Source organism: Ferdinandcohnia sp. Marseille-Q9671, assembly GCF_976954385.1.
On sequence record NZ_CDRJTA010000004.1, the window covers coordinates 1,145,314 to 1,169,878 of the forward strand.

At 38.2% G+C, this 24,565-nt stretch carries 19 protein-coding genes; 1 reads left to right on the plus strand and 18 read right to left on the minus strand.

The features are described 5' to 3' along the window. Positions 1 to 44 precede the first annotated feature (44 nt). The 15 genes from glgA to gndA all read right to left on the minus strand — a co-directional run bounded on the left by glgA (position 45) and on the right by gndA (position 18,560). Positions 45 to 1,481 (minus strand): glycogen synthase GlgA, encoded by a 1,437-nt coding sequence (gene glgA / locus ACWNMY_RS20880; protein WP_449540173.1) that lies wholly within the window; start codon positions 1,479 to 1,481, stop codon positions 45 to 47. 172 nt (positions 1,482 to 1,653) lie between these two features. Then, a complete protein-coding gene (gene glgD, locus ACWNMY_RS20885; protein ID WP_449540174.1) occupies positions 1,654 to 2,760 on the minus strand; it encodes a glucose-1-phosphate adenylyltransferase subunit GlgD in 1,107 nt (368 codons plus the stop codon). A 30-nt stretch (positions 2,761 to 2,790) separates the two neighbouring features. After that, positions 2,791 to 3,945 carry a glucose-1-phosphate adenylyltransferase gene (locus tag ACWNMY_RS20890; RefSeq protein WP_449540175.1) on the minus strand — a complete coding sequence of 385 codons (1,155 nt, stop codon included), beginning with the start codon at positions 3,943 to 3,945 and terminating at the stop codon, positions 2,791 to 2,793. Next, positions 3,942 to 5,885: a 1,4-alpha-glucan branching protein GlgB gene (gene glgB, locus ACWNMY_RS20895; protein WP_449540176.1), complete on the minus strand. Its 1,944-nt coding sequence runs from the start codon at positions 5,883 to 5,885 to the stop codon at positions 3,942 to 3,944. The genes ACWNMY_RS20890 and glgB overlap by 4 nt, the downstream gene beginning before the upstream one ends. A 455-nt stretch (positions 5,886 to 6,340) precedes the next feature. Then, complete coding sequence (locus ACWNMY_RS20900) at positions 6,341 to 7,354, minus strand: glycoside hydrolase family 15 protein (protein ID WP_449540177.1); 1,014 nt, start codon at positions 7,352 to 7,354, stop codon at positions 6,341 to 6,343. Positions 7,355 to 7,950: 596 nt separating this feature from the next. Then, a complete protein-coding gene (locus ACWNMY_RS20905) occupies positions 7,951 to 8,460 on the minus strand; it encodes a hypothetical protein (protein WP_449540178.1) in 510 nt (169 codons plus the stop codon). Further along, entirely contained in the window at positions 8,450 to 8,836 is a 387-nt protein-coding gene (locus ACWNMY_RS20910) for a hypothetical protein (protein ID WP_449540179.1), read from the minus strand. Before ACWNMY_RS20910 ends, ACWNMY_RS20905 begins: the two co-directional genes overlap by 11 nt. Before the next feature lie 237 nt (positions 8,837 to 9,073). Continuing rightward, entirely contained in the window at positions 9,074 to 10,051 is a 978-nt protein-coding gene (locus ACWNMY_RS20915; protein WP_449540180.1) for a ring-cleaving dioxygenase, read from the minus strand. 181 nt (positions 10,052 to 10,232) lie between these two features. After that, positions 10,233 to 11,159 (minus strand): LarC family nickel insertion protein, encoded by a 927-nt coding sequence (locus ACWNMY_RS20920; RefSeq protein ID WP_449540181.1) that lies wholly within the window; start codon positions 11,157 to 11,159, stop codon positions 10,233 to 10,235. Continuing rightward, positions 11,159 to 11,914 (minus strand): nickel pincer cofactor biosynthesis protein LarB, encoded by a 756-nt coding sequence (larB, locus tag ACWNMY_RS20925; protein ID WP_449540182.1) that lies wholly within the window; start codon positions 11,912 to 11,914, stop codon positions 11,159 to 11,161. Before larB ends, ACWNMY_RS20920 begins: the two co-directional genes overlap by 1 nt. A 226-nt stretch (positions 11,915 to 12,140) precedes the next feature. Next, on the minus strand, positions 12,141 to 13,613 hold the full coding sequence (locus ACWNMY_RS20930) for a gluconokinase (RefSeq protein ID WP_449540183.1): 1,473 nt from the start codon (positions 13,611 to 13,613) through the stop codon (positions 12,141 to 12,143). Positions 13,614 to 13,854: 241 nt separating this feature from the next. Next, the gene (larE, locus tag ACWNMY_RS20935; protein ID WP_449540184.1) at positions 13,855 to 14,655 is read right to left on the minus strand and encodes an ATP-dependent sacrificial sulfur transferase LarE; all 801 of its coding nucleotides are present in this window, start codon (positions 14,653 to 14,655) and stop codon (positions 13,855 to 13,857) included. Positions 14,656 to 14,851: 196 nt separating this feature from the next. Next, positions 14,852 to 15,622 (minus strand): SDR family oxidoreductase, encoded by a 771-nt coding sequence (locus ACWNMY_RS20940; protein WP_449540185.1) that lies wholly within the window; start codon positions 15,620 to 15,622, stop codon positions 14,852 to 14,854. Positions 15,623 to 15,689: 67 nt separating this feature from the next. After that, on the minus strand, positions 15,690 to 16,958 hold the full coding sequence (locus ACWNMY_RS20945; protein ID WP_449540186.1) for a lactate racemase domain-containing protein: 1,269 nt from the start codon (positions 16,956 to 16,958) through the stop codon (positions 15,690 to 15,692). A gap of 192 nt (positions 16,959 to 17,150) precedes the next feature. Beyond that, positions 17,151 to 18,560 carry an NADP-dependent phosphogluconate dehydrogenase gene (gene gndA / locus ACWNMY_RS20950; RefSeq protein ID WP_449540187.1) on the minus strand — a complete coding sequence of 470 codons (1,410 nt, stop codon included), beginning with the start codon at positions 18,558 to 18,560 and terminating at the stop codon, positions 17,151 to 17,153. Between the two features lie 495 nt (positions 18,561 to 19,055). Here gndA and ilvD point away from each other — a divergent pair, with 495 nt between their 5' ends. Further along, positions 19,056 to 20,735, plus strand: a complete 1,680-nt coding sequence (gene ilvD / locus ACWNMY_RS20955) for a dihydroxy-acid dehydratase (protein ID WP_449540188.1) — start codon at positions 19,056 to 19,058, stop codon at positions 20,733 to 20,735. Between the two features lie 280 nt (positions 20,736 to 21,015). Here ilvD and nadA read toward each other — a convergent pair whose 3' ends face one another. From nadA to nadB, 3 genes are read right to left on the minus strand one after another with little or no spacing between them, the layout of a single operon-like run. Continuing rightward, the gene (nadA, locus tag ACWNMY_RS20960; protein ID WP_449540189.1) at positions 21,016 to 22,128 is read right to left on the minus strand and encodes a quinolinate synthase NadA; all 1,113 of its coding nucleotides are present in this window, start codon (positions 22,126 to 22,128) and stop codon (positions 21,016 to 21,018) included. Between the two features lie 18 nt (positions 22,129 to 22,146). Then, positions 22,147 to 22,974 carry a carboxylating nicotinate-nucleotide diphosphorylase gene (gene nadC / locus ACWNMY_RS20965; protein WP_449540190.1) on the minus strand — a complete coding sequence of 276 codons (828 nt, stop codon included), beginning with the start codon at positions 22,972 to 22,974 and terminating at the stop codon, positions 22,147 to 22,149. A 26-nt stretch (positions 22,975 to 23,000) separates the two neighbouring features. After that, positions 23,001 to 24,551, minus strand: coding sequence for an L-aspartate oxidase (nadB, locus tag ACWNMY_RS20970; protein WP_449540191.1), 1,551 nt, complete (start codon positions 24,549 to 24,551; stop codon positions 23,001 to 23,003). Positions 24,552 to 24,565 lie beyond the last annotated feature (14 nt).

The following is a 24,565-nucleotide window of genomic DNA, read 5'->3' on the forward strand; positions in this document are numbered from 1 at the left end:
TTCAGCTTTAGGTGCTGACAAGGAGACACGGGAAGCATTTCTTATCACACTTTTGCAAATAGTAGTTCCTCATAAAGCTCCAGATATTCTTTTGAAGATGCAGCCCAGCTAAAGTCAAGACGTAGTGCTTGTTCCGATAGCTGTCTCCATTTCTTAGGCTGGAATCGATAGAACCAAAGCGCTCGCTCAATCGTGTAAAGCATATCATGTGCATTGTAATTGCTAAAGCTAAACCCATTCCCTTTTCCTGTAAACTCATTGTAAGGTTGGACCGTATCCTTTAGTCCCCCAGTCTCTCTTACAAGTGGCAATGTACCATAGCGGAACGCCAATAGTTGACCGATACCACATGGTTCAAACTGTGACGGCATTAAAAATAGGTCTGAGCCAGCATATACCTTTCGTGATAATTCTTCATCAAAAAAGATATTAGCAGAAACCTTTGTTGGATATCGGTGTGCTAATTCACGAAATGCATCCTCGTAATTCTGATCACCTGTTCCAAGCAAGACGAATTGTATGTTTTGACTAAGAATTTCCTCCATTACATGTAAGACAAGGTCTATCCCCTTTTGTTCTACGAGACGAGTAATCATTGAGATAACGGGTATCTCTTCGTTAACTGGAAGTCCCAGCTGTTCCTGTAGCGCCTGTTTATTTTCCATTTTTCCTTCATAGGAATCATATGTAGTAAAAAGTGCTTTATCGGTAGCTGGGTTATAGGCAACATGATCAATCCCGTTAACAATACCTTGTAGTTGTTGGTTTCGCTTTCGTAAGAAACCATCGAGCTGTTCCCCAAAATAAGCTGTTTGAATTTCGGTTGCATAGGTAGGACTTACTGTTGTTAAGGAATCCGCGAATGCAAGGCCAGCCTTCATGTAGCTAACATTCCCGTAAAACTCTACACCATCAATGTGAAAATATCGATCACTAACATCTAGTAATTCACCTAATACAGATTTTGAAAAAACTCCTTGGTAGCGTAAATTGTGTATGGTAAACACCGTTTTGATCCTTTGGTACTCAGGATGATTCGAATAGTGAGCATCAAGTAACAGTGGAATCGGTCCAGCCTGCCAATCATGACAGTGGATGATATCAGGCTTTTTTTCGAGATAAGGAATTGCTTCTAACACAGCCCTTGAAAAAAATGCAAACCGTTCTCCATCATCGTAAAACCCATAGCTACCGTACCGTTTAAAATAGTATTCATTATCTAAAAAATAGTACGTTATGCCATTTTGGACCATTTTTTCAATTCCACAATATTGTCTTCGCCAGCCAAGTGGAACCTCAATGATTCTTTCCAATTCTAGCTGGTCTTTGTATTCAGCTTTTAAATCACCATATTTAGGAAGAATTACCGACACGTGTACTCCTTCCTGTTGTAATGCATGTGGTAAAGCACCTATGACATCCCCTAGTCCGCCTGTTTTAATAAATGGGGCACACTCAGATGCGGCAAATAATACGTTCATGATTTTTCCCCCAATCAAATGCGACTTGGCGTAATAGCCCAGATTTCTTTAGGCCCACACGATGTGGCGTTCGTGGTCTTTCATTTTTTCTTCTAAAAACCACCTATAAAAATCTGAGCATCCGCCGAAGGCTTTTAACCTTATTTAGTTGTAGGTAAGTGGATTAATAAGGTTAAATGATATCTGCCTTTTTAATGACTTTAGGAGAAAGTTCCCCGACAATCACCTTTTCAGCAGTTATGTTCACTTGTTTATCTGTGATGACATTTTCAAGGTATGTACCCTCGTCAATTACACCTTTTTGCATGATAATACTATTTTTAACAATCGCGCCTTTGCGAATCTTTACACCGCGGAAAATAATACTATTTTCTACAGTCCCCTCTATATCACTTCCGTTTGCAATTAGCGAATTACAAACAGAAGAAGTCGTAGAATATTTGACAGGAGGCTCATGTTTAATCTTTGTATGAATCTCCCAATTTGTAAAGAAGAATTCTTTTGTGACCTCCGGATTTAAAAACTCCATATTGCTTTTATAATAACTAGAAATAGAATGTATAAATGGCATATAACCTGTAAAATGATAGCTGTTTACTTTAAGCCGATGGAGGTTAGCTTTAACAATATCTCGAATAAAATCGTATTCCTCATTTTCATGACATTTTGTAAGTAGGTCAATTAATAACTTTTTTGAGAAAACAAAAGTTTCCGTACATACAAGATCCCCTTGTTTTGGAGATGAATAGAGTTCAATATCTGTCACATTATTTTCAGAATTAAGAACGCATTTATGATAAATCGGTTTGTTAACAGGCTCACCATCAAAACGTTTATAGACAATGGTAAGATCTGCGCCACTTTCTCTGTGACTTTTAATCACTTCATTAAAATTTAATTTGCAAACATGGTGACCAGGAGAAAAAATGACAGTGTCTTCATGTGAACGCTTGAAAAACTCAATATGATCATAAAATTGTTGAATATCTCCTGCTATGCTTTTGTCAGGATGAATAGGAGGTAATATAAATAAACCACCATTTCGTCTATCAAGGTCCCATTCCTTACCGGAACCTAGATGATCCATAATGGAACGATATTTATCCTTTGTAAAGATTGCTACTTTTTTAATTTGAGCGTTAATAAAATTTGACATAGTAAAATCGATTAATCGGTATCTTCCCCCAAATGGTACCGCAGCTAAACAACGATGCTGTGTTAATTCTTTTAAATATTGTTTATCATTCACTAAATTAATTACCCCAATTACTCGTTCCAATCCCTATCGCTCCCCTTTGAATGTAAGTGTTTATTTGCTAATCGTTAAAGGTCTTGTCGTAGAAACTTCTCCAATTAATGTAATAGGAGCATCGGGGGAATCAGACCCAATTTGTGCCCCATCTTCAATCGTAAGGTCACTTGCTATAATGGCTTTGTGTATGGTCACATTTTTACCGATTTTTACATTCGGCATGATTACTGAGTCTTTAATGACGGAATTCTCTCCAATCTGGACATTGTATGAGAGAACCGAGTGATCAATCGTCCCTTGCACAATACAGCCTTCGTTAATAAGTGATTGAGAAATCTTTGAGGCTGATGATATATATTGTGGTGGATGAGTTGCAATTCCCGTAAAGAATGGCCAACTAGGATCATATAAATCAAAGCCTGGAGCATCATCTAATAAATCCATATGTGCTTCCCATAGGCTTTCGATTGTACCTACATCCTTCCAATAGCTTTCAAACTGATAGGCATATAATGATCTATCATCACTCAGCAATTTAGGAATGATGTCCTTCCCAAAATCATTTGAAGAATGAATGTTTTCTTCATCCTCGGTTAGGTACTGTCTTAATAAATCCCATTTGAATAAATAGATCCCCATTGATGCTAGATTGCTTTTTGGATTTGCTGGCTTTTCATCAAACTCTACAATTCTACCTTCATCATTTGTGTTCATAATTCCAAAACGGCTTGCTTCTGCCCATGGAACCTGAATAACAGCGATTGTAGCTGCAGCATCTTTATCAAGATGATAGCGTAGCATTTTACTATAGTCCATTTTGTAAATATGGTCGCCAGATAGAATTAGAACATATTCAGGATTATATTGCTCAATGTAGTGAATATTTTGGTAGACTGCATTGGCAGTTCCTTTGTACCAGTCCCCACCATTTTTACCTAGGTATGGTGGTAGGACTGTTACACCTCCGTTATTACGATCTAAATCCCACGGACGTCCGTTACTAACATAATTATTTAGAACATGTGGGCGATATTGGGTAATCACACCGACAGTATCTATGCCAGAGTGTGTACAATTACTTAAAGGAAAATCAATAATGCGGTATTTACCCCCAAACGGAACAGCGGGTTTGGCCAGGGTTGTTGTTAACTCCCCTAATCTTGACCCTTGACCTCCTGCTAAAACCATTGCAATCCACTTCTTTGACCTCATTTTTTGACGACACCTCGTTTTCGCTTATTTGTCTGTTTTCTAAAGATACTTATTGCTAATGGTGGAACTTTGATTGTCATGCTATATGGTTGATTATGCCATGGCGTCTTATCAACCTGGATTTCAGATTGATTCAGTTGACCTGAACCTCCAAATTCTTTTGCATCACTATTAAATAACTCTATATAATTTCCAGTAGATGGAACGCCAATGCGATAATTTTCATAGACTTCGGTTGAAAAATTACAAACTATAATAGAATAGTCTCCCTTACGCTTTCCATGTCTCATAAAAGTAAGAACGGATTGTTCATGGTTATCTGCATCAATCCACTCAAAGCCTTCTTCCTCATGATCCAGTCTCCAGAGACTTGAATTCATATGGTAAAAATGCTGAAGCTCCTTGAAATATGATTGAAGCGTAGAATGAGATTCATAATCTGAAAGGAACCAGTCTAATTGTTCAAGTTCTTTCCATTCGGTAAATTGTCCGAACTCCCCACCCATGAATAAAAGTTTTTTCCCTGGATGAGTCATCAGGTACCCATATAAAAGCCGCAGGTTGGCGAATTTTTGCCAATAATCACCCGGCATTTTATCTAATAACGATTTTTTCCCATGTACTACATCATCATGAGAAAATGGCAATATGAAATTTTCAGAAAATGCATAGAAGAAAGAAAAAGTTAATAAATTATGGTGATAGCGCCTCTCAGCTGGATGTAGCCGCATATATTTCAAAACGTCGTTTACCCAGCCCATGTTCCATTTATAGTTGAACCCTAAACCACCTGCAGTGGTTGGTGCTGTAACAAGAGGATAATCAGTTGCTTCCTCTGCAATCATTAACACTCCTGGATATCTCTCGAAAATAGCTTCATTTGCTTTTTTTATAAACGCAATTGCTTCTAAATTCTCTTCCCCACCAAATTGGTTTACTAGTTTTTCTTGTTGTGGATTATCGTGGTTGAGGTAAATTAAAGATGATACTGCATCGATACGAAAGCCATCAATATGATAAACATCCATCCAAAATGCTAGATTTGATAATAAAAAACTATGAATCTCTGGTTTAGTAAAGTCAAAGCTATACGTTCCCCATAATGGCCGGTCGGCTCTTTTAGACTCGGTATGTTCATAGAGCGGTGTTCCATCAAATCTACCAAGTCCATGTTCATCGCGGCAGAAATGTACAGGCACCCAATCGAGGATTACTCCAATCCCCTTTGCGTGACATTGATCCACAAAATACATAAAGTCTTCTGGTGTACCATGTCTACTCGTGACAGAGTAAAAACCTGTAATTTGATAGCCCCATGATAAATCAAATGGATGTTCCATAATAGGCATTAACTCGATGTGCGTGAATCCATGATCGATAACATAATCGATTAGTTCATCTGCAAGTTCACGATATGTATAAAAGGTTCCATCCTCTTTTTTTCTCCATGATCCACTATGTACCTCATAGATAAGCATAGGATTATTGAAGGATTCTGCCTTATCCCTGTTTTTTATCCATTTTTTATCGTTCCATTCATATTTGCTCAAATCTCTGACAATCGATGCTGTATTCGGTCTGACTTCAGAATAAAATGCAAATGGATCTGCTTTAAGCTTTTTTTCATCGTTGGCTGTCGTGATTTCATATTTATACAAGTTGCCTTCTTGTAACCCCGGAATAAATCCAGTCCATATACCAGAGTTTGATACTCTTTCAAGTATATTCCTATCGCCATCCCAGCTGTTGAAATCGCCAACTACGGAAACAGATTTTGCATGGGGAGCCCATAGAGTAAATCGTACTCCCTCTTCTCCTTTGTAGGAAATAAGATGGGCACCAAGCATGTTATAGCCTTCTAATAATGTACCTTCATGAAATAAATAAAGCTCTAAATCACTTGGCAATAGTCTCGCCTCTTTTTCAGCAATTGAATACATCCATGATATCCTCCTTTTGATATATGTAATGATAACCTTCGTAATACCATAAACTTATGTCATATGTATGAAATTCAAAAATTCAAATAATTCCAAAGGTGGTATTACTTTGTTTCACTTTATTATATTAATTCGTGTTAAGGCATATATATTCCTTTAGCGAATAATGTTTTTTATTGTCGTATAAGGTAGAATGAGAAGAAAAATATTATTTTCTTGGAGATAAATTTCACGTTTCGACTGAAACCGTTTACATATTTTTGTTGATTTTTGAGAGTTTTTTACATTTTGATAATACTCATTATTATTTTATAATAATTTGTTACCTAGTATAAGTTGCGTGTATTTTATTATATTAAAATAACAATAAACGTACGTCCCTACGACTGTGCACTAAAAAACCCTTAAGGTGGATATATGATCCATCTTAAGGGTACTATTTTTACTACCTTCTTTTACGAAATTTTTTGTTGCAAGAGGTCTTCAATCTTAGTTAGGAAGATATAGGACATAGCAACCGACCATGCTAACGGAGTATTTCCATTTGGACGATTGGTTCCCCCGATATATAGCTCAGGAACTTCCCAATTGTCTGGAACAACTCGTTTAGTTTTTTCTATATATTCGTTTGCTTTATTGAATAGACCAAGTTCAAGGTAACACAGACCAAGCCAAGGGAAACCGAAGCACCACTCTGCCTCACTGCCTTCATTATAATACTGGTCGTTTTCATAGCGAATAACACCATAATTACGTTCTAATTTTGAGGAAACGGTTTCAACAATTTTCAGTGCTGTATCTCTGTCAACAACTCGGTACGGGTAGACGAGTGAAAGTAATGCTAAATCTGTATCCTTTGTTTCACTTTCTCTTGGCAATAGATTTCGGAGTGCGTCTTCACCCTTTTTAATAAGATCGTCTTTCACGTTAACGAGGATCTTCACGGCATTCAACCCAGCTACACAGGCACCAAGGCTAGAGGCGTGAACCTCCATATTTTCTTCCCACATACCATTGTCCTTTGCCTGCCAATATTGAAGGCACTCAAGGTAATCTACAAGCTTCTGGACGATTTCAATATCCTTTTTATCACGGATTACTTTTTGCCCAAGGCGGTAACCTTCACCAACGCCCCATAGAAAAGCGCCAATTGCATCATTTTGCGCGTGCCCCCATTCAACAGGCATCTCCTTTAAATCTGTGGAATAACGGGAATGGATATATTCAAATAAATAGATAGGTTTCTTTTTCCGATGGATATCAATTTTCCACTCATAGGCTCTAAACATATCAAACAATGCATGATAAGCTTTTGCATATCTTTCAGAAGGTTCATTAATAAATGGAAGAACTGTATATACTATATCTCTAATCCAGACATAGTTATAATCATTTGATAAACTGGCAGTATAAGCACCATTTGATAAACGCATACGGTCAAGAACCTGAATTGCTTTATTGGTATACATATCGTATCACCCCATAGCTTTTTTATTATACATTCATTCTTGACAGAAATCTTTTTTATAAACACTCAAAAACAAATTCGCCTTAGCGTAGTTGCACACGATTATTTTGCTGCTGAAATTCTGATTGGAAAATCGAGGCTTCCGCTGGAGGTCTTAACTATATATAACAGAATAAGTTGTCTTCTGTTGTATATAGTTAACTACGTACTAAATTAATAATGATTATTAATTTATACTCTATAATATGTAAGCACCACCAAAATGATAACAATTGTCTACTTTTTGTGATAAAAGCCTAATTTTTGTGCCTGTCATTACCGAATTTTCTTGTTTCACGAAATTGTTTCACAAAAACAGAAATGCGCAAGCGAATTGAACGAGGAACATCGACTACTTACTGCCACGTCCTGTGGCAAACGTCGATGTCAGCAATTCCTCGAAAATGCTATGCATTTTATTCGGTTGAAGATATGCTGTCGAAGCTTTCCTTGTCCAGTGCAATTCCGACAAGTACAAAACTAGCCGGCTCGAGGGGCTAGGCGCTGGAGCTGGACAAAAAAAGACCAAATCATTTTACCTGATTTGGTCATAAAACGTTAGTTCTTCTTAAAAATGGTTGCAATAATTTCATCTGTTGTCATGTTACTGTTAATCTCGAAGCTACCAAGCTTTAAATACTTAGCAACTCCCTTTTTCTCAACTGTATTTGCGAAATCCCAGGCATCACCGCTAATTATTTTTGCTGCGATTAAGGCTTTTCCAACTTCATAGCTTGTCATACCTTCAGAAACCGTAATGACTGTTGAGGTAACGGCCGGTTCAGCTGGTTCAGCCGGTTCTTCTTTCTTTTCTTCCTTAACCTCTTCTTTTGGTTCCGGAGTTTTTTCTACAGGCTTCTTTGCTTCAGCAATTGCTGCATTCCATTCTTCTTCAGTATGGATGACAAACCCTTTTGCTGTTAATTGACTTTTAAGCTCATCAACAGTTGGTTGTTCTTCCGCCTTTGTAGTTGTAGCTTGATCTGGTCCAAAAAAATAAATAATGGCGCATACCACGGCTGCAAGAAGTACTCCAGAAGCGAAGCTACTTATTATTTTAGCGTTCATTGGCCACTAATCTCCTTTCTTCTTTTTGCTTTGAAAAAGGAGTTAGCATGCCTTGTACTTCATTTTCCGTCATATTTGTTTCGTTTGCGATACTTGTGATAGAGTATCCTCTTTTATATAAATCAAGTACCTGACGAAGCAGTTCTCGTTGGGTTTGATCACTCGTATCAATTCCTGCTTGGTTTGCAAGTATTTCATTATCAAGTTCAAGGTCTCTCATTTGACTCTGGAGTTTATTGATTTCCTCCATAAAACCTATTGAAAACAACTCAAGCTCACGCTTCTCTGCTGATTTTGCTTTTTTAGTAAGTGCATAAGATAAAATGAGCAACACAGCTGCTACACCAAATAATATGACCAACGCCCATTCCATCATTGGACATCATCCTCCTTGCGTTTTAGTCTTACAACAGATAATTATACAACGAAATGAGACAAATTTCGATTAGTTTCGCTAAAATCCTTCCATAGTCAGTACGAATGGAAATAATTAACGAGGAAATAGTACTGTTTCGCAACCTTTGACCTATATACAAAAAGAAGTCAAAAGCCCATACACTAATTCATATACATACAAAAAGATGCCCCGTAAATGAGACATCCTTACATAATGCTATTCTTTTACTAATTCTTTTGTACTTCTTACTGTATCAATCGGTCTAACGTAACTTTCAATGGCTTCACGTTTTGATTCTAAGAAAGGTGGTAAAGATAATTTTTCACCAAGTGTCTCGTATGGTTCATCTCCCATAAATCCAGGACCATCTGTAGCAAACTCAAATAATATTCCTGGTGCAACTCTAGAATAAAGGGAGCCGAAGAAGAATCGATCAACAAATCCGGAGGTTTGGAAGCCAAATCCGCGTAAACGCTTGTCCCATTCTTCAATGACTGATTTATCTTCTACACGGAAAGCTGCATGGTGTACAGTTCCAAAGCCCTGCTGCCCAACTGGAAGAACTGTATTATTTTCAACTACTACCCTAGCACCATTACCGCCTTCTCCAACTTCAAATAAGTGAAAAGAACCATTTGCATCAATTTCTTTAAATTGTAACACTTTTTCAAGCATTTCTTTAAAGAAATCAAAATGTGCCGTACGTACATACAGAGGTCCCAAACCTGTAATGGCATACTCTAATGGAATCGGTCCTTTCTGCCATGGAGTCCCTGCAGGTACACCTTTATTATTCTCATCTGACACCAATTGATATTGCTGGTCATCAAAATCAACAAATGAAAGTGTTTTAATGCCAAACTGTTCTTTTACACCTGTGTGTTTTACATTCAGTCTGTCAAAGCGTTTTATCCAATAATCAATAGCTGCGTCACTTGGAACACGGAAAGATGTTTTTGAAATTTCATTTGTTCCGTGGACTCCCTTAGGAATACCAGGGAAATCAAAAAATGTCATATCTGTACCTGGACTTCCAGTATCATCTGCAAAAAATAGATGGTACGTCTGTATATCGTCCTGGTTAACTGTTTTCTTTACCAGTCTCATACCTAATACATATGTGAAAAATTCATAGTTTTTCTCTGCGCTACTTGTGATAGCTGTAACGTGATGTATCCCCTTTAATCCATTCATTATATAATAAGCCTCCAATGTATCTGTTTCTAACTTCTTTTGGTGTTGATAAATTCTCTCTACTTAAAATATCTTTAATTCAAGATAATTATATCAACTACTATATTATGTGTCAATAGTACGATAATACATACAAAAGTCCCCAATCAAATAGAAATTGACGGGGACTCTAAAAAACAATTTATTCTCCAATAATAACGCGAAGAACATTAGGTCGATCGTTAAACGTTTTCGTACCTGCTCCATATCCAATTGATTCAACTTTCATTGACGGGAAACTACAAAACTCATCAACAAGTACAGAGATTATTCCTGCCCCGGTTGGTGTTGTGAGCTCAAAACGGACATCACTTTGCTCAATTGGAACACCTTTAAGAATCTCTAGTGTTGCTGGGGCAGGTACAGGATAGATTCCATGATCGATATGTATCCTCCCTGTTCCAACTGGCACAGACGATGATTTGATCGTTGTTACCCCTAATTGGTGAAGCAAAATAGCTGCCCCAACAATATCGATAATGGAGTCAACAGCACCAACCTCATGGAAATGTACCGTTTCTAATGGAAGTCCGTGAATGAGACCTTCAGCTTCACCAATTTTCTTAAAAATGTTCAATGACATTTCCTTAACTTCAGGAGCTAATTCTGATTCCTCAATCATTTTCACAATGTCCTTATAGGCACGATGATCATGGTGGTGATGATGATGTCCATGCTCATGGCTATGATGGTGATCGTGATCATGTGTATGGTGATGGTAATGGCTATGTTCATGATTGTGCTCATGTTCATGATGCTCATGGTTATGGCTGTGATCGTGATCATGTGTATGATGATGCTCATGGTCATGGCTGTGATTGTGCTCATGTTCGTGATGATGCTCATGGTGATGAGTATGTGCGTGATCACTTTTTAGTAAGACATCAAATTTTGTAGAGGTAATCCCATTTTTTACAACCTTTTTCCATTCCAATTGGTATTCATCTTCAAATTTTAGCTTTTTTAATTCTTCAACTAGTATCTGTGGATCTGCACCAGCATCAATAAGTGCGCCTACCACCATGTCTCCACTAATACCGGAAAAACAGTCAAAATATAGTGTCTTCATTATTCCTTGTTCTCCTTTTGTGCAAGTTGGTCAATTAAAACTGCATTGTATGCCCCGCCAAATCCATTATCGATATTCACGACACTAATTCCAGAGGCACAGGAGTTTAGCATCGTTAATAGTGCAGATAATCCATGAAAGTTTGCCCCATATCCAATACTTGTTGGGACAGCTATTATCGGATGCGAGACTAGCCCTCCCACAACACTTGGTAGGGCTCCCTCCATCCCTGCCACAACTACAGATACATTAGCGTTTCGAATTTCTTCAATATTATCAAATAGTCGATGAATGCCTGCAACACCTACATCATAAAAACGACGCACGTCACTTCCTAGAACCTCTGCAGTTACAGCTGCCTCTTCGGCAACTCTTAAATCAGAGGTACCAGCACATACAATGGCAATATAGCCATGTCTTTGTGGGGCTTCTACAGAATGATCTTTCCAATAAAGTATGTTTGCCGTTTCATTGTAAACAAATTCGGGGTTAGTTTTTAAAATATGATCTGCCTTCTCTTGTGAAATTCTAGTTACGAGGACATTGTCCCCTTTATCCTTAATCGCATTAATTATCGTAAGTATTTGTTCTTTTGTCTTTCCTTCTCCGTACACGATTTCGGGAAAGCCTTGTCGATTTTTTCGATGATGGTCAATTTTTGCAAAGCCTAAATTCTCATAGGTGGATAATTGCTGCTTTGCATCCTCAATACTTAACGTTCCTTTTTTGACTTGCTCTAAAATTTTATCTACCATGTTTCACACACCTTACTCGATTTGAAAATCGAATTAACTTTCTTCAGAAGGATTTTTTTTATATTCTTCATCAAAATATAGCCTTAGACAATGATCTGATAGGATAAGGTACCTGCTCCATTGCCAGTAACTTGCCAACAAGCTTAAGGATCAGCATCATTCGCTAAGGCGTATTTATCATCTATGTATTTCCAAAAGCGCCAGTACAATACTGACGCTTTTGAATTTAGAAATGTTTCATTATATCCTTTGCCAGTACTTCATATTTTGCATAAATCGCCTGATATTTCTTGTGATTTTCTTTATTTGGAACTACAGCCTCTCCCATTGGGATGTTGTCTTTAATATCTTCAAATGAATCTGCTTTGCCAATACCAACAAGTCCTGTCCATGCTGCTCCCCAAGCTGCACTATGATGACTTTCTGGAACGTACACTTCTTTACCAAACACATCGGCAAGCATTTGTAGCCAGAGTTTAGAACGAGCCATTCCGCCGTTTACATAAAGCTTTTCAGGCTCACCAGCTTGTTTCTCTAGTGCCTTCCCAATTTGGTAGAGGTTAAATGTTATCCCCTCTAAAACCGCACGTACAAAATGTTCAGTTTTATGAGTGACAGACATTCCGAAGAAGTTTCCTCTTGCTTGTTGATTCCATAATGGTGCACGTTCCCCATTTATATATGGGTGGAAAAACAAACCGTCTGCTCCTGGTTCTACCTTCGAAGCTTCGGCTGTGAAATGGTCAAAGCTTTCTTGATAATTGAGTAACTCTTTTAACCATTGAAGTGCGATTCCACCATTATTCGTTGGTCCTCCAACTATAAAGTACTCTTCAGAGAATGCATAGCAGAAGGTCTCGTGATTTTTGTTCGATTGAAAGCCTTTCGTGAACTGGCGAATTGCCCCACTTGTTCCTACTGTTATGGCAACTTCGCCTGGGGAAATTGCTCCGATACCGAGATTCGCAAATTGCCCATCAGCTGCACCAATGACAAATGGCATGTCCTCTGATATCCCCATTTGTTCAGCAATCTCAGGTTCAATATCTGTTAATTGATAGGTTGGCGGAACAATTTTTGAAAGCTTTTCTTCTGTAATGCCAGCTTTCTCAAGAGCACCCTGGTCCCAATTAAATGAAGTCCCATTAAACATACCTGTCGCTGACGCCATTGCATAATCAATAACATGTTGATTAAACCATTTTAATAGTAGGTATTCTTTAATAGATAGAAAAGAGTTTGCTTGGTTATATGGTGAAAAATCATTTTCCTTCATCCAAATTAATTTTGCTAATGGTGACATTGGATGGATTGGCATACCAGTTCTTGAAAAAATCTCTATTCCATCAGCTTCAATTAGATCATTCGCTTGTTTTGTACTTCTACCGTCTGCCCAAATTAGGGCTTGAGAAAGTGGTGTACCATTCGCATCAATACAAATGAGCGAATGCATCGCTGCAGATATACCTAATGTGAGGATCTCTTCTTTTTTGACGTTAGCCTGCTGTATTGCCATATTGATAGCTTTTACGGCAGATCTTTCAATTTCAACAGGGTTTTGTTCAACCCAACCCTGTTGAGGATAATAGGAGGTTATTAAATCCTCTGCTTCTGCAACTACTTTACCGTTTAATGTAAAGATAACTGCTTTTGCACTGGTTGTCCCGAGATCGAGACCTATGACGTACTCATGTGACATACAACATCTTCCTTTACACGTTCTATTAGTAGTGGTTATTATTTATCCCAATGGTACCATATTATTCTTTACAAAGAAAAAGCTTTGGAAAGGTTCCAAAGCACTCTTATGAGAAAAGCGCAAGGCGCCCGCTTATCGGTGACAAGCATAAGAGAAGCGCTGACAGAAGGTGCATTTTACCTTCCGAAGCGATTGGCTTATGACCTCGAGCCGATGGCGCCTGGAGCTAGACAACAAATCTTTAAGAAAGAACTTTATTCATACTTCCACTTTTATACCCAACTAAATCTAGTGTTATATATTTATATCCTATTGAATTAAGTTCTTTTGTAATAGCTTCATGGTTTTCTAATACAATTTTCATATCCGCAGGTTCCACTTCAATCCTTGCGATATCTTGATGTGTACGAACACGGACTTGACGAATTTGAAGAGATTTTAAATATTCTTCTGCCTTTTCAACCTTCGTCAGTTTTTCAATGGTGATTTTTTCACCGTATGCAATACGTGAAGATAGACAAGCAAAGGATGGTTTACTCCAAGTTGGTAATCCAAAATCTCTAGATAATTCTCTGATTTCATCCTTAAATAGATTTGCCTCTTGTAAAGGACCACGAATTCCTTTTTCCTTGGCAGCTTTCATGCCAGGACGGAATTCATTTAGATCATCGGCAATTACCCCGTACACAACATTTTTGAAGCCTTCACGTTCCATAACAGGAAGTAAATGGTCAAATAAACTGCTTTTGCAGAAATAGCAACGATTTCGATCATTTTCAGTATAGCCTGGGATGGCTAGCTCTGATGTTTCAATCACGCGATGATTTGCTCCGATTTGTTGAGCAAGAGCCTGAGCTTCCTTAAGTTCGCTAGAGGGATATGTTTCTGAATCAGCAGTAACAGCTAACACATTTTCTTTCCCCAATGTTTCAACAGCAACCTTTAATAAAAACGTACTGTCAACACCACCTGAAAATGCAACGACAACTGATCCCATCTCTTGGAGAATTGACACAAGCTTTTGATACTTTTCGTCGAACATTGTCTTCTCCCTTCTCTCCCGGTTGTAATATACCTTAAGTTAGAGGAGGTTGCTCCTCTAACAAGGTTTCCTTCGCATCTGACATTGACTCCTTTCGAGCAACTCGAAAGGATCTATGCCAGATACGCTGAAGGTGTCTATGATGATTTTTTCTCTCTATTTATATAATTTCTCCTTACGTAAAAGAAGTACGAATTTAGATAGTCATGCTTCCAAATCCGCCATCAACACGAAGGAATGTACCAGTAACAAAGCTTGAAGCAGCGTCTGACGCTAAGAATACAGCTGCACCTTGAAGCTCTTCAGGGTTACCAAAACGGTTCATCGGAGTATGATTCATGATAGATTCGATACGCTCTGGGCTAAGGATCTTACGGTTTTGCTCAGCAGGGAAGAATCCAGGAATAATCGCATTTACACGAATACCATGTGGTGCAAATTCTCTTGCTAAGAATTGTGTCATGCTGTTAACTCCAGCTTTTGAAACGGAATATGTGAATACTCTTGATAATGGAGTTGTAGATGATACAGAAGAAATATTGATAATACTTCCCTTACGACCTTGATCAATCATACGTTTTGCGAAAATTTGAGTAGCTACGATATAACCTTTTAGGTTTACATCCATGATTTTGTCATACTCGTCCATATCAAGCTCAAAGAATGGAGTTGGACTGTTCATTCCTGGTGCATTTAATAGAACATCAATTCCACCAGACCATGCTTCAATTTCTTTTGCAACGGTTTCAAGTGATTCACGTGAAAGAACATCTGCAGTAAATCCTTTTGCTACTCCACCTTCTGCTTCAATTTCCTTTACAACTGCTTCTGTTTTTTCAAGATTACGTCCCACAATTGCAACCTTTGCTCCTTGTGCAGCGAACCCTTTACAAATAGAAGAACCTAGAACACTATTTCCACCGATTGCTACAGCTGTTTTTCCAGTTAAGTCAAATAAATTCGTCATGTTTATTCCCCTTTTTCTTGTTTATGTAATCAGGTAGGAGAAGGGGGATCCCTTCTTCTACTACTTTTTAGAATAAGTTGCCTTTTTCATCAAACCCTAGTTCATATAGGTCTGACGCCTGTTCAATATTTGGATGTTCATTAATGTAATCTAGTAATGCTTCAGAGACTTCGATTTCACTAACATGCAAGGTATCTTTGATACGAACCATTTTTACCTTTGTAAAATCTAAAATATTACACGTTTTAATTGCAGCTTGGATCGCTTCTTTGTCATTAGGAAGTGTTGTCGCAATTTTTGTAGGTGCTACAACTGTTGAAGTAAGTCCATTTGCATAAGTGAATTCTAAATCCATTTTGTCAACAAGACGTTGTGTTGTGAAGTCAGCTGTTCCAACTCCGTTTGCATTTCCTTCCGTTTCTGGAGTTAACCCAAGAACGACCATTTTGTTTACTTCAGGTCCGCCGTGTGCATAAGGAGTTGGGTATCGACCTGTGATATTCGGATCCATTCCATCCCCACTAATGTTTTTACCGATTTGGTCAATGATAAGTACATCAATTTGATCAAAGAAAAGCTTTGGTAGCAATTTTTTAGCAAGTTGTTGAAGCTCAGTTTCTTTTTCGATAATTTCATTCGGTAAAAGAACTTCCACTCTTGCAACCTTGTCAAATGCATTTTCCACAGTTGCAACACCAAAAATAACAGGTGTCTTCTCCATGATCATTTGAGCCATTGCAGGAACGTTCTCTGCCATATATTTAAAACCTAATTGATGGCACGCTTCTGCCCCTTTTTGTTTACCAAGACCAATGCTAATCATTTTTTGTATGCCGCTTTCAACAGGGCCACGGAAGGCTGTATGAGGTTTTACACGATTGATTACAACAATACCATCTGCCTTTGAAGCGTACTTATCAATGTATACAGGTAAGCCATTTGGTAATTCGCCCAATTTAATAACTTCCATAGAGGAACGGATCTCACAGCCTGCACTTTCTTCTGTTACCCCTAGATGTGCAAGAACCTCACGTTGACCTTCTCCAGTTGCTCCACCATGGCTGCCCATACTAGGTACGATAAAAGGTGTAGCACCAAGATCCTTAATAAATTGAACGGTTATCTTCGTAATGTCAACTAAGCGGTCAATTCCACGACTACCCACCGCAACTGCAATTTCCATACCAGGTTTTATCGTCTGTTTAACCGCTTCTCGTTGTAAATGACTTTTTAACTCTTCCTCAAGGTTTTCTATTTTTGATTCATCAAACTGTTGCTTCACCTTGACCATCTTTGGAACCGGTATATCCTTTAATAATTCTTGGAGAATACCCATTGTAAGACTCCCTCCTTATCAGATATAAATGTTAACCTTTATATAGGTTACGTATTATGTATAACAATGCCTCTACTTTTTTAATAGAGTCGCTATTGGCTATCTTACGAATTGTAATCCCTTACATTGGGAAGTAGTACTATATACAAATAAAAGCCGGGGTTTCCATTGAGAAACCCCAACAATATTTCTTTACATCCAGTTTGTGTGGAAAGTACCTTCTTTATCAACACGTTGGTACGTGTGAGCACCAAAGTAATCACGTTGAGCTTGAAGAAGATTTGCTGGTAATGTTTCAGTACGGTAGCTATCGTAGTATGCAATTGCGCTAGAGAAACATGGAACTGGAATTCCTTTTTCAACTGCTACTGAAATTACCTTACGAAGAGAAGCTTGGTAACCTTCTGCGATTTCTTTGAAGTAAGGATCTAATAATAGGTTAGCTAATCCTGAATCGCGGTCATAAGCATCCTTAATCTTTTGTAGGAATTGTGCACGAATGATGCAGCCTCCACGGAAGATCATCGCGATATCTCCATAGCTTAAGTTCCAATCGTATTCTTCTGAAGCTGCACGCATTTGTGCAAATCCTTGAGCATAAGAAATGATTTTGCTTAAGTATAGTCCCTTACGTACTGCTTCAATAAGCTCTTGCTTATCACCATCGAAGCCTTCTGAAGATGGACCTGAAAGTACTTGACTAGCTTTCACACGCTCATCTTTCATTGCGGAGATAAAGCGAGCAAATACAGATTCAGTGATGATTGGTAGTGGAACACCTAGGTCAAGAGCATTTTGGCTAGTCCATTTACCAGTACCTTTTTGACCAGCAGTATCAAGGATTACATCAACAAGTGGCTTACCTGTTTCGTCGTCCTTTTTAGTGAAGATATCTGCAGTGATTTCGATTAAGTAACTATCAAGTTCACCTTTATTCCATTCAGCAAATACTTCATGAAGTTCATCTGTGCTTAAACCTAGTACATTTTTTAAGATGAAGTATGCTTCACAGATCAGTTGCATATCTCCGTATTCAATACCATTGTGAACCATTTTTACATAGTGACCTGCACCATTTGGTCCAATATATGTACAACAAGCGTCGCCTTCTACTTTTGCAGAAATAGCAGTAAGAATTGGTTCTACTAATTCATATGCTTCTTTTTGTCCACCAGGCATAATAGAAGGTCCTTTTAATGCGCCCTCTTCTCCACCAGAAACTCCTGTTCCGATAAAGTGGATACCAGTAGATTCTAGTTCTTTGTTACGGCGAATTGTATCTTGGAAGAATGTATTACCACCATCGATTAGGATATCGCCTTCTTCAAGAAACGGCTTTAAAGAATCTATCGTTGCGTCAGTTGCTGGACCAGCTTTAACCATTAATAAGATTTTACGAGGCTTTTCAAGTGAGTTTACAAACTCTTCAATTGTTTTTGCACCAACAAAGTTTTTGTTTAATGCTTCATTTTGAAGAAACTCTTCTGTTTTTTCATAAGAACGGTTAAAAACAGCAACAGAGTATCCTCTGCTCTCTATGTTTAATGCTAAGTTTTTACCCATTACCGCTAAACCAACTACACCAATTTGTTGCTTAGACATTTAAATCAACCTTTCCACTTATGTAATAGATATAGAAAACAAATATAATTATCGCAAACATGATGTTATTTTGCGTATCTTTTATTTGATTATTACTATTGTTTTCTAAAAGATGCTATTTTAGCTAAATAATTAATTTGTTTTCTAAACTAACTATTTATACTAAGAGAATATCACCCTTTAAAGTATTTCGTCAACACTTGAGTTTGGGAGATTCTATGAAGTTTTCACTCTATTATTAATATAATCTTGGAAAAAGTACAAGAATTAATAATTGATTATCTCAAAAATAGTGTTACAATGAGTAATAATTTAAATTTTTTGATTATAATGTGTGTTCAAAAAGTTGGCGAAATAATGGAACGACGGCTTAGGGGTCCTTTACGTATTCATGAAAACGTGAGGAACTTAGAGACCAAGCGACATGGACTAAAATTATCGCGACTTTTTACATCCTATTATATGTAATTTTTTTTAATAATGGAGGTTTATTTAATGGCAGAACAACGTAGTAATATGATTAAATCAGGGTTCGATCGAGCTCCTCATAGAAGTTTGCTTCGCGCAGCTGGAGTTAAGGAAGAGGATTTTGGTAAACCATTTATAGCAGTAGTAAATTCCTATATTGATATTGTTCCAGGGCATGTTCATTTACAAGAGTTTGGAAAAATAGTTAAGGATGCCATTCGTGAAGCTGGCGGTGTTCCATTTGAAATGAACACAATTGGTGTTGATGATGGAATCGCGATGGGTCATATTGGAATGAGATATTCCCTACCTAGTCGTGAAATTATTGCAGATTCAGTAGAAACAGTTGTTGCAGCTCACTGGTTTGATGGAATGGTTTGTATTCCCAACTGTGATAAAATCACACCGGGTATGATGATGGCGGCTATGCGTTTAAATATCCCAACCATCTTTGTAAGTGGTGGTCCGATGAAAGCTGGTAGAGATGCAGCTGGTAATGCTCTAAACCTAAATTCTGTTTTTGAAGGAGTTGGAGCTTACCAATCGGGCCAAATTGACGAAGCTAGACTCCAAGAGATTGAACAAGTTGCCTGTCCTACATGTGGATCTTGTTCTGGAATGTTTACAGCAAACTCGATGAACTGTTTAGCTGAAGGACTTGGACTTGCCCTTCCAGGTAACGGTACAATTTTAGCAGTAGCTGAGGAAAGAAAAGATTTTGTCAAAAAGTCAGCGAAACAATTGATGGAGTTAATTGAAAAAGATATTAAACCACGTGATATCGTGACAGTAGATACAATTGATAATGCATTCGCTTTAGACATGGCGATGGGTGGCTCAACAAATACAGTACTTCATACTCTAGCGTTAGCAAATGAAGCTGAAATTGAGTATTCATTAGATCGTATTAATGAAATTGCAGCTCGTGTTCCACACTTAGCAAAAATCGCCCCTGCTTCTGATCATCATATTGAAGATGTACACAATGCAGGTGGTGTTAGTGCAATTATAAATGAATTACTTAAAAAGCCTGGAGCTATTAACGGAGATTGTTTAACTGTATCAGGTAAAACACTTCGTGAAAATGTGGAAGGTTGCGAAATTACGGATCATGAAGTTATCCGCCCGCTTGATAATCCACATTCTGAACAAGGTGGATTAGCGATTTTATTTGGTAACTTAGCTCCTGAGGGTGCGGTTGTTAAGGTAGGCGCAGTTGATCCATCGGTTGGAGGATATCATAGAGGTCCTGCAATTTGCTTTGATTCTCAAGAGGATGCCCTATCAGCTATCATTGTTGGGAAGGTAAAAGAAGGCGATGTTGTTGTGATTCGCTATGAAGGACCTAAGGGTGGCCCAGGAATGCCAGAAATGCTTGCTCCTACATCACAAATCGTAGGTAGAGGGCTTGGTGCGAAGGTTGGACTAATCACGGATGGTCGTTTCTCTGGTGCTTCAAGAGGAATCTCAATCGGACATATCTCACCAGAAGCTGCTGAAGGCGGTCCTATTGCATTCGTAGAAGATGGCGATATCATTGAGCTTGATTTAAATAATCGTAAAATCACATTAGAAATTTCTGATGAAGAATTTGAAAAGCGCAAAGCGAACTGGAAAGGTTTTGAACCAAAAGTGAAAAAAGGTTACTTAGCTCGCTATTCAAAACTAGTAACAAATGCAAGCACTGGCGGGATTATGAAAATCTAAATCTAGTCATGTAAAAAACTAGCCCAATTCCTTTGAATTGGGCTTTAGAGAGTAGGCAAAGTCAGTACTGACTTTGCCTACTCGTATTTTCACAGGATTTCTATATATAATTTACTTTCCCAGACAGTCTTGAAAGCGCTTGTCAGACAAGGCGCGCAGCCGATTGAAGACGCGAATAGAAGATGCCTTCATGAGCCGGACGCGAGAGGCAAGCAACGCTGTATGCGAGCGTTTGTCAACAGTCTGAGCCCGATTCCTTTGAATCGGGCTGTTTTTTAGTTTACGCTCTCTCTAGCATTCTATCGAGTGCTAGTACTGCATCTTTCGCAATGTATTCCGGCACCTTAATAATGTGGCTACCTTCCCCTTTTTCAATCATATCCAATGACCAAAGTAGATGTGGGAGGTCAATACGATTCATCGTCAAGCATGCACAAAGATGTGGATTGAGTGAGATTATCTCCTTATCTGGATGCTGCTTGATAATCCGCTGAACAAGATTCATCTCCGTACCAATTGCCCATTGACTGCCTGCGGGTGCTTTCTCAATCATATCGATAATATACGATGTTGAGCCTGCATAATCTGCAAGAGCCACTGTTTCATATGGACATTCAGGATGTACAATGATATTCATAGTAGGCTTTGATTTACGTAGAGCTTCTACATTTGCCGGTGTAAAGTTTTCATGAACCGAGCAATGTCCCTTCCAAAGAATGATTATAACGTCCTCCAGGTCACCCCGATATTGTAAGGAATGATTGATAGGATCCCAAACAGCCATTCTTTCCAGTGGTATTCCTAATTCAAAGGCTGCTGTATTTCTTCCTAAATGCTGATCAGGTAGAAATAAAATTCTTTCCTTTTGCTCAAATGCCCATTGCAGCATTTTTTTCGCGTTTGATGATGTAACAGTCGCACCTCCATTCCTACCGACAAACGCTTTAATTGCAGCGGTTGAGTTTACATAAGTTAATGGAAGGATTGTATCACCGAACAGATCCTGTAGTTTCGTCCAACATCTTTCTGTTTGATTAATATCAGCCATATCAGCCATTGAGCAGCCTGCACGCATGTCAGGTAAAAAGACCTTTTGCGATTCCATTGTAAGAATATCGGCTGTTTCGGCCATAAAATGAACACCACAAAAGGCAATAAACTCTGCATCTTTGTTCTCAGCTGAAATTTGAGCAAGTTTTAAAGAATCACCTGTTGCATCAGCGAACTTAATTACTTCATCCTTTTGATAGTGATGACCTGGAATAAACAGTTTTTTACCAAGCCTTGCTTTGATTTCTAGTACTCGTTCTTCCATTTCGGTAATAGATAAATGTTTATACTCATCTGGTATAACGGTACTTGAGTTTTTTTGCATCATTTCTAGTATATTCATAATCTATACGCCCTCCTTTTACACATGTAAACTTATATCTAGTGCTTTTACTGAATGTGTTAAAAAGCCTAATGAAATATAATCCACGCCTGTAGTTCCATATTCATGTAATATTTCTAGTGTGATTCCTCCTGAGCTTTCAGTCACAATATGCTTTGGAACTAGTTTGACAAATTCACGAACTTCGTCAGGTGTTCGATTATCAAACATAATAATATCTGCATTGGCAGTAACAGCTTCCATTACTTGATCTTTAGATTCTGTTTCAACCTCAATTTTCACCATATGCCCTACTTTTTCTCTTACTTTTTTAACGGCTTCTGTTATCGAACCACAAAAAGCAATATGATTATCCTTGATCATTACACCATCATAAAGACCAATACGGTGATTGTAACCACCGCCACATGTAACAGCATACTTATCTAGCATTCTTAATCCAGGAACCGTTTTTCTAGTATCACAGATTCTAGTATGAGAGCTATCTAAGGCAGCAACTGCTCGATTGGTAGCCGTTGCAATACCACTCATACGCTGAATCAAATTTAGAATAACTCTTTCTCCAGTTAAGAGTTTTCCCATCGGTCCTTCGACAATAGCAAGGGTGTCACCTTTCCGAAGTGGATCACCATCATTTTTTACGAGTGAAACCTCTATGGAAGGATCAAGAAGAGAATATGCACTTTTGATAATGGAAGCACCAGCTAAGATTCCATCTTCCTTTACATAAAATTCAGCTTTTCCTCGCGTATCAAATGGAAAAATGCTTTCGCTTGTAATATCTCCTTCACCAATATCCTCAATGAAATAGGATTGTAGCATCTCTTTTAGTTTTATCTCATTCATTTGGCTGACTCCTTTTCTAGTAATCTTTAAGAATATACAGCTTCTTCTTTATATTTCGCTCGTATCACTTCTTTTTTGAGCCAATGAAAATCATCCACTAGAGGAAAATCTTCACGAAAATGACCTCCCCTGCTTTCTGTACGTAACAAAGCGGATCCGGTAATTAACCAACCAACTGTAATCATATTTAGTACCTCAATCTGTTCAATCGATAAGATTTCGGGCGAAACTCCATCCAGTTTTTGTTTGTAACATTCAAAAAACGTAAGTGCATGTTGGAGTCTTTCTTTGTTTCGGACGATTCCCACATTCTCCATCATCATGTGTTGGATTTGGGCTTTTGTTGGTAAATGAATAGATGTATGTCTACTAGCAGCCTCAGTTAGATGAAAACTAGGTGCCTCTTCAACTGAAAGATTAGTAAGAATATCTTCAGCAAGGAGATTTCCAAATACAATTCCTTCAAGTAAAGAGTTACTAGCTAATCGGTTCGCCCCGTGAACACCCGTACAGGCTACTTCCCCAACCGCATATAATCCAGGAATAGATGTGCGTCCTTTTTCGTTCGTCTTAATCCCTCCCATTGAAAAATGAGCTCCTGGTATAACAGGGATTAAACCATGAGAAGTCTCAATTCCATTTGCCCTACATAGATTTGTAATTGTTGGAAAACGAGATTCAAAATCGTCAATCATCGATATATCTAAGAAGATATTTTTACCCTCAAGTATTGTGTTGTAAGCTGTTCGGGAGACCACGTCCCTTGGAGCGAGGTCTTGTAAAGGATGTATCCCTTTCATGATTGGTGTTCCGTCCCCATCCACAAGAATAGCTCCTTCTCCCCTTACAGCTTCAGATACAAGCCCGCACACTTTTCCATTTATATGTAAAAGTGTAGGGTGAAACTGAATAAATTCTAAATCTGAAAGCTCAGCACCTGCCCTATATGCCATCGCAAGTCCATCACCTGTAATGGTTTTATCATTTGATGTAAAGGAATATAGGCCACTATAGCCCCCAGTTGCTAAAATCGTATGCTCTGCAAAAAACGGTTTAACCGTCCCTTGTTGTGTTTTAACGAGGACACCGTTGCAACGATTTTTGTTCAGTAGTAGATCTATCGCAGTATGATTTTCAATAACTTGAACTCTATTTTTTATTTGTTCTAGCATGTGCAAAACGAGTGCTCTTCCTGTCGCATCTCCGCCTGCATGTAAAATGCGTCTAGTGGAGTGTGCCCCTTCTTTACCAAGTAAGAGGTTTTGCTCGCTATCTGTATCAAATTTCATCCCTTTGCTAATCAGTTCAAACATATAGGAAGGGCCATTTTTCACTAATGTTTCGACGGCTTCCTCACTGTTATGGTGACATCCAGCGGTCATTGTATCGGTAAAATGGGAGTGCCAAGAATCATCCTGTCCAATACTCGCTGCAACACCTCCCTGCGCAAGAATTGAATTACTATTCGTCATATTAGACTTTGTGAGTATAATCACATTCTTATCCGAATGTAATCGATAAGCAGCGGTTAATGCTGATATACCACTGCCGATAATAACGACATCGTTGTTCGGCATTTATAAGCCTCCCT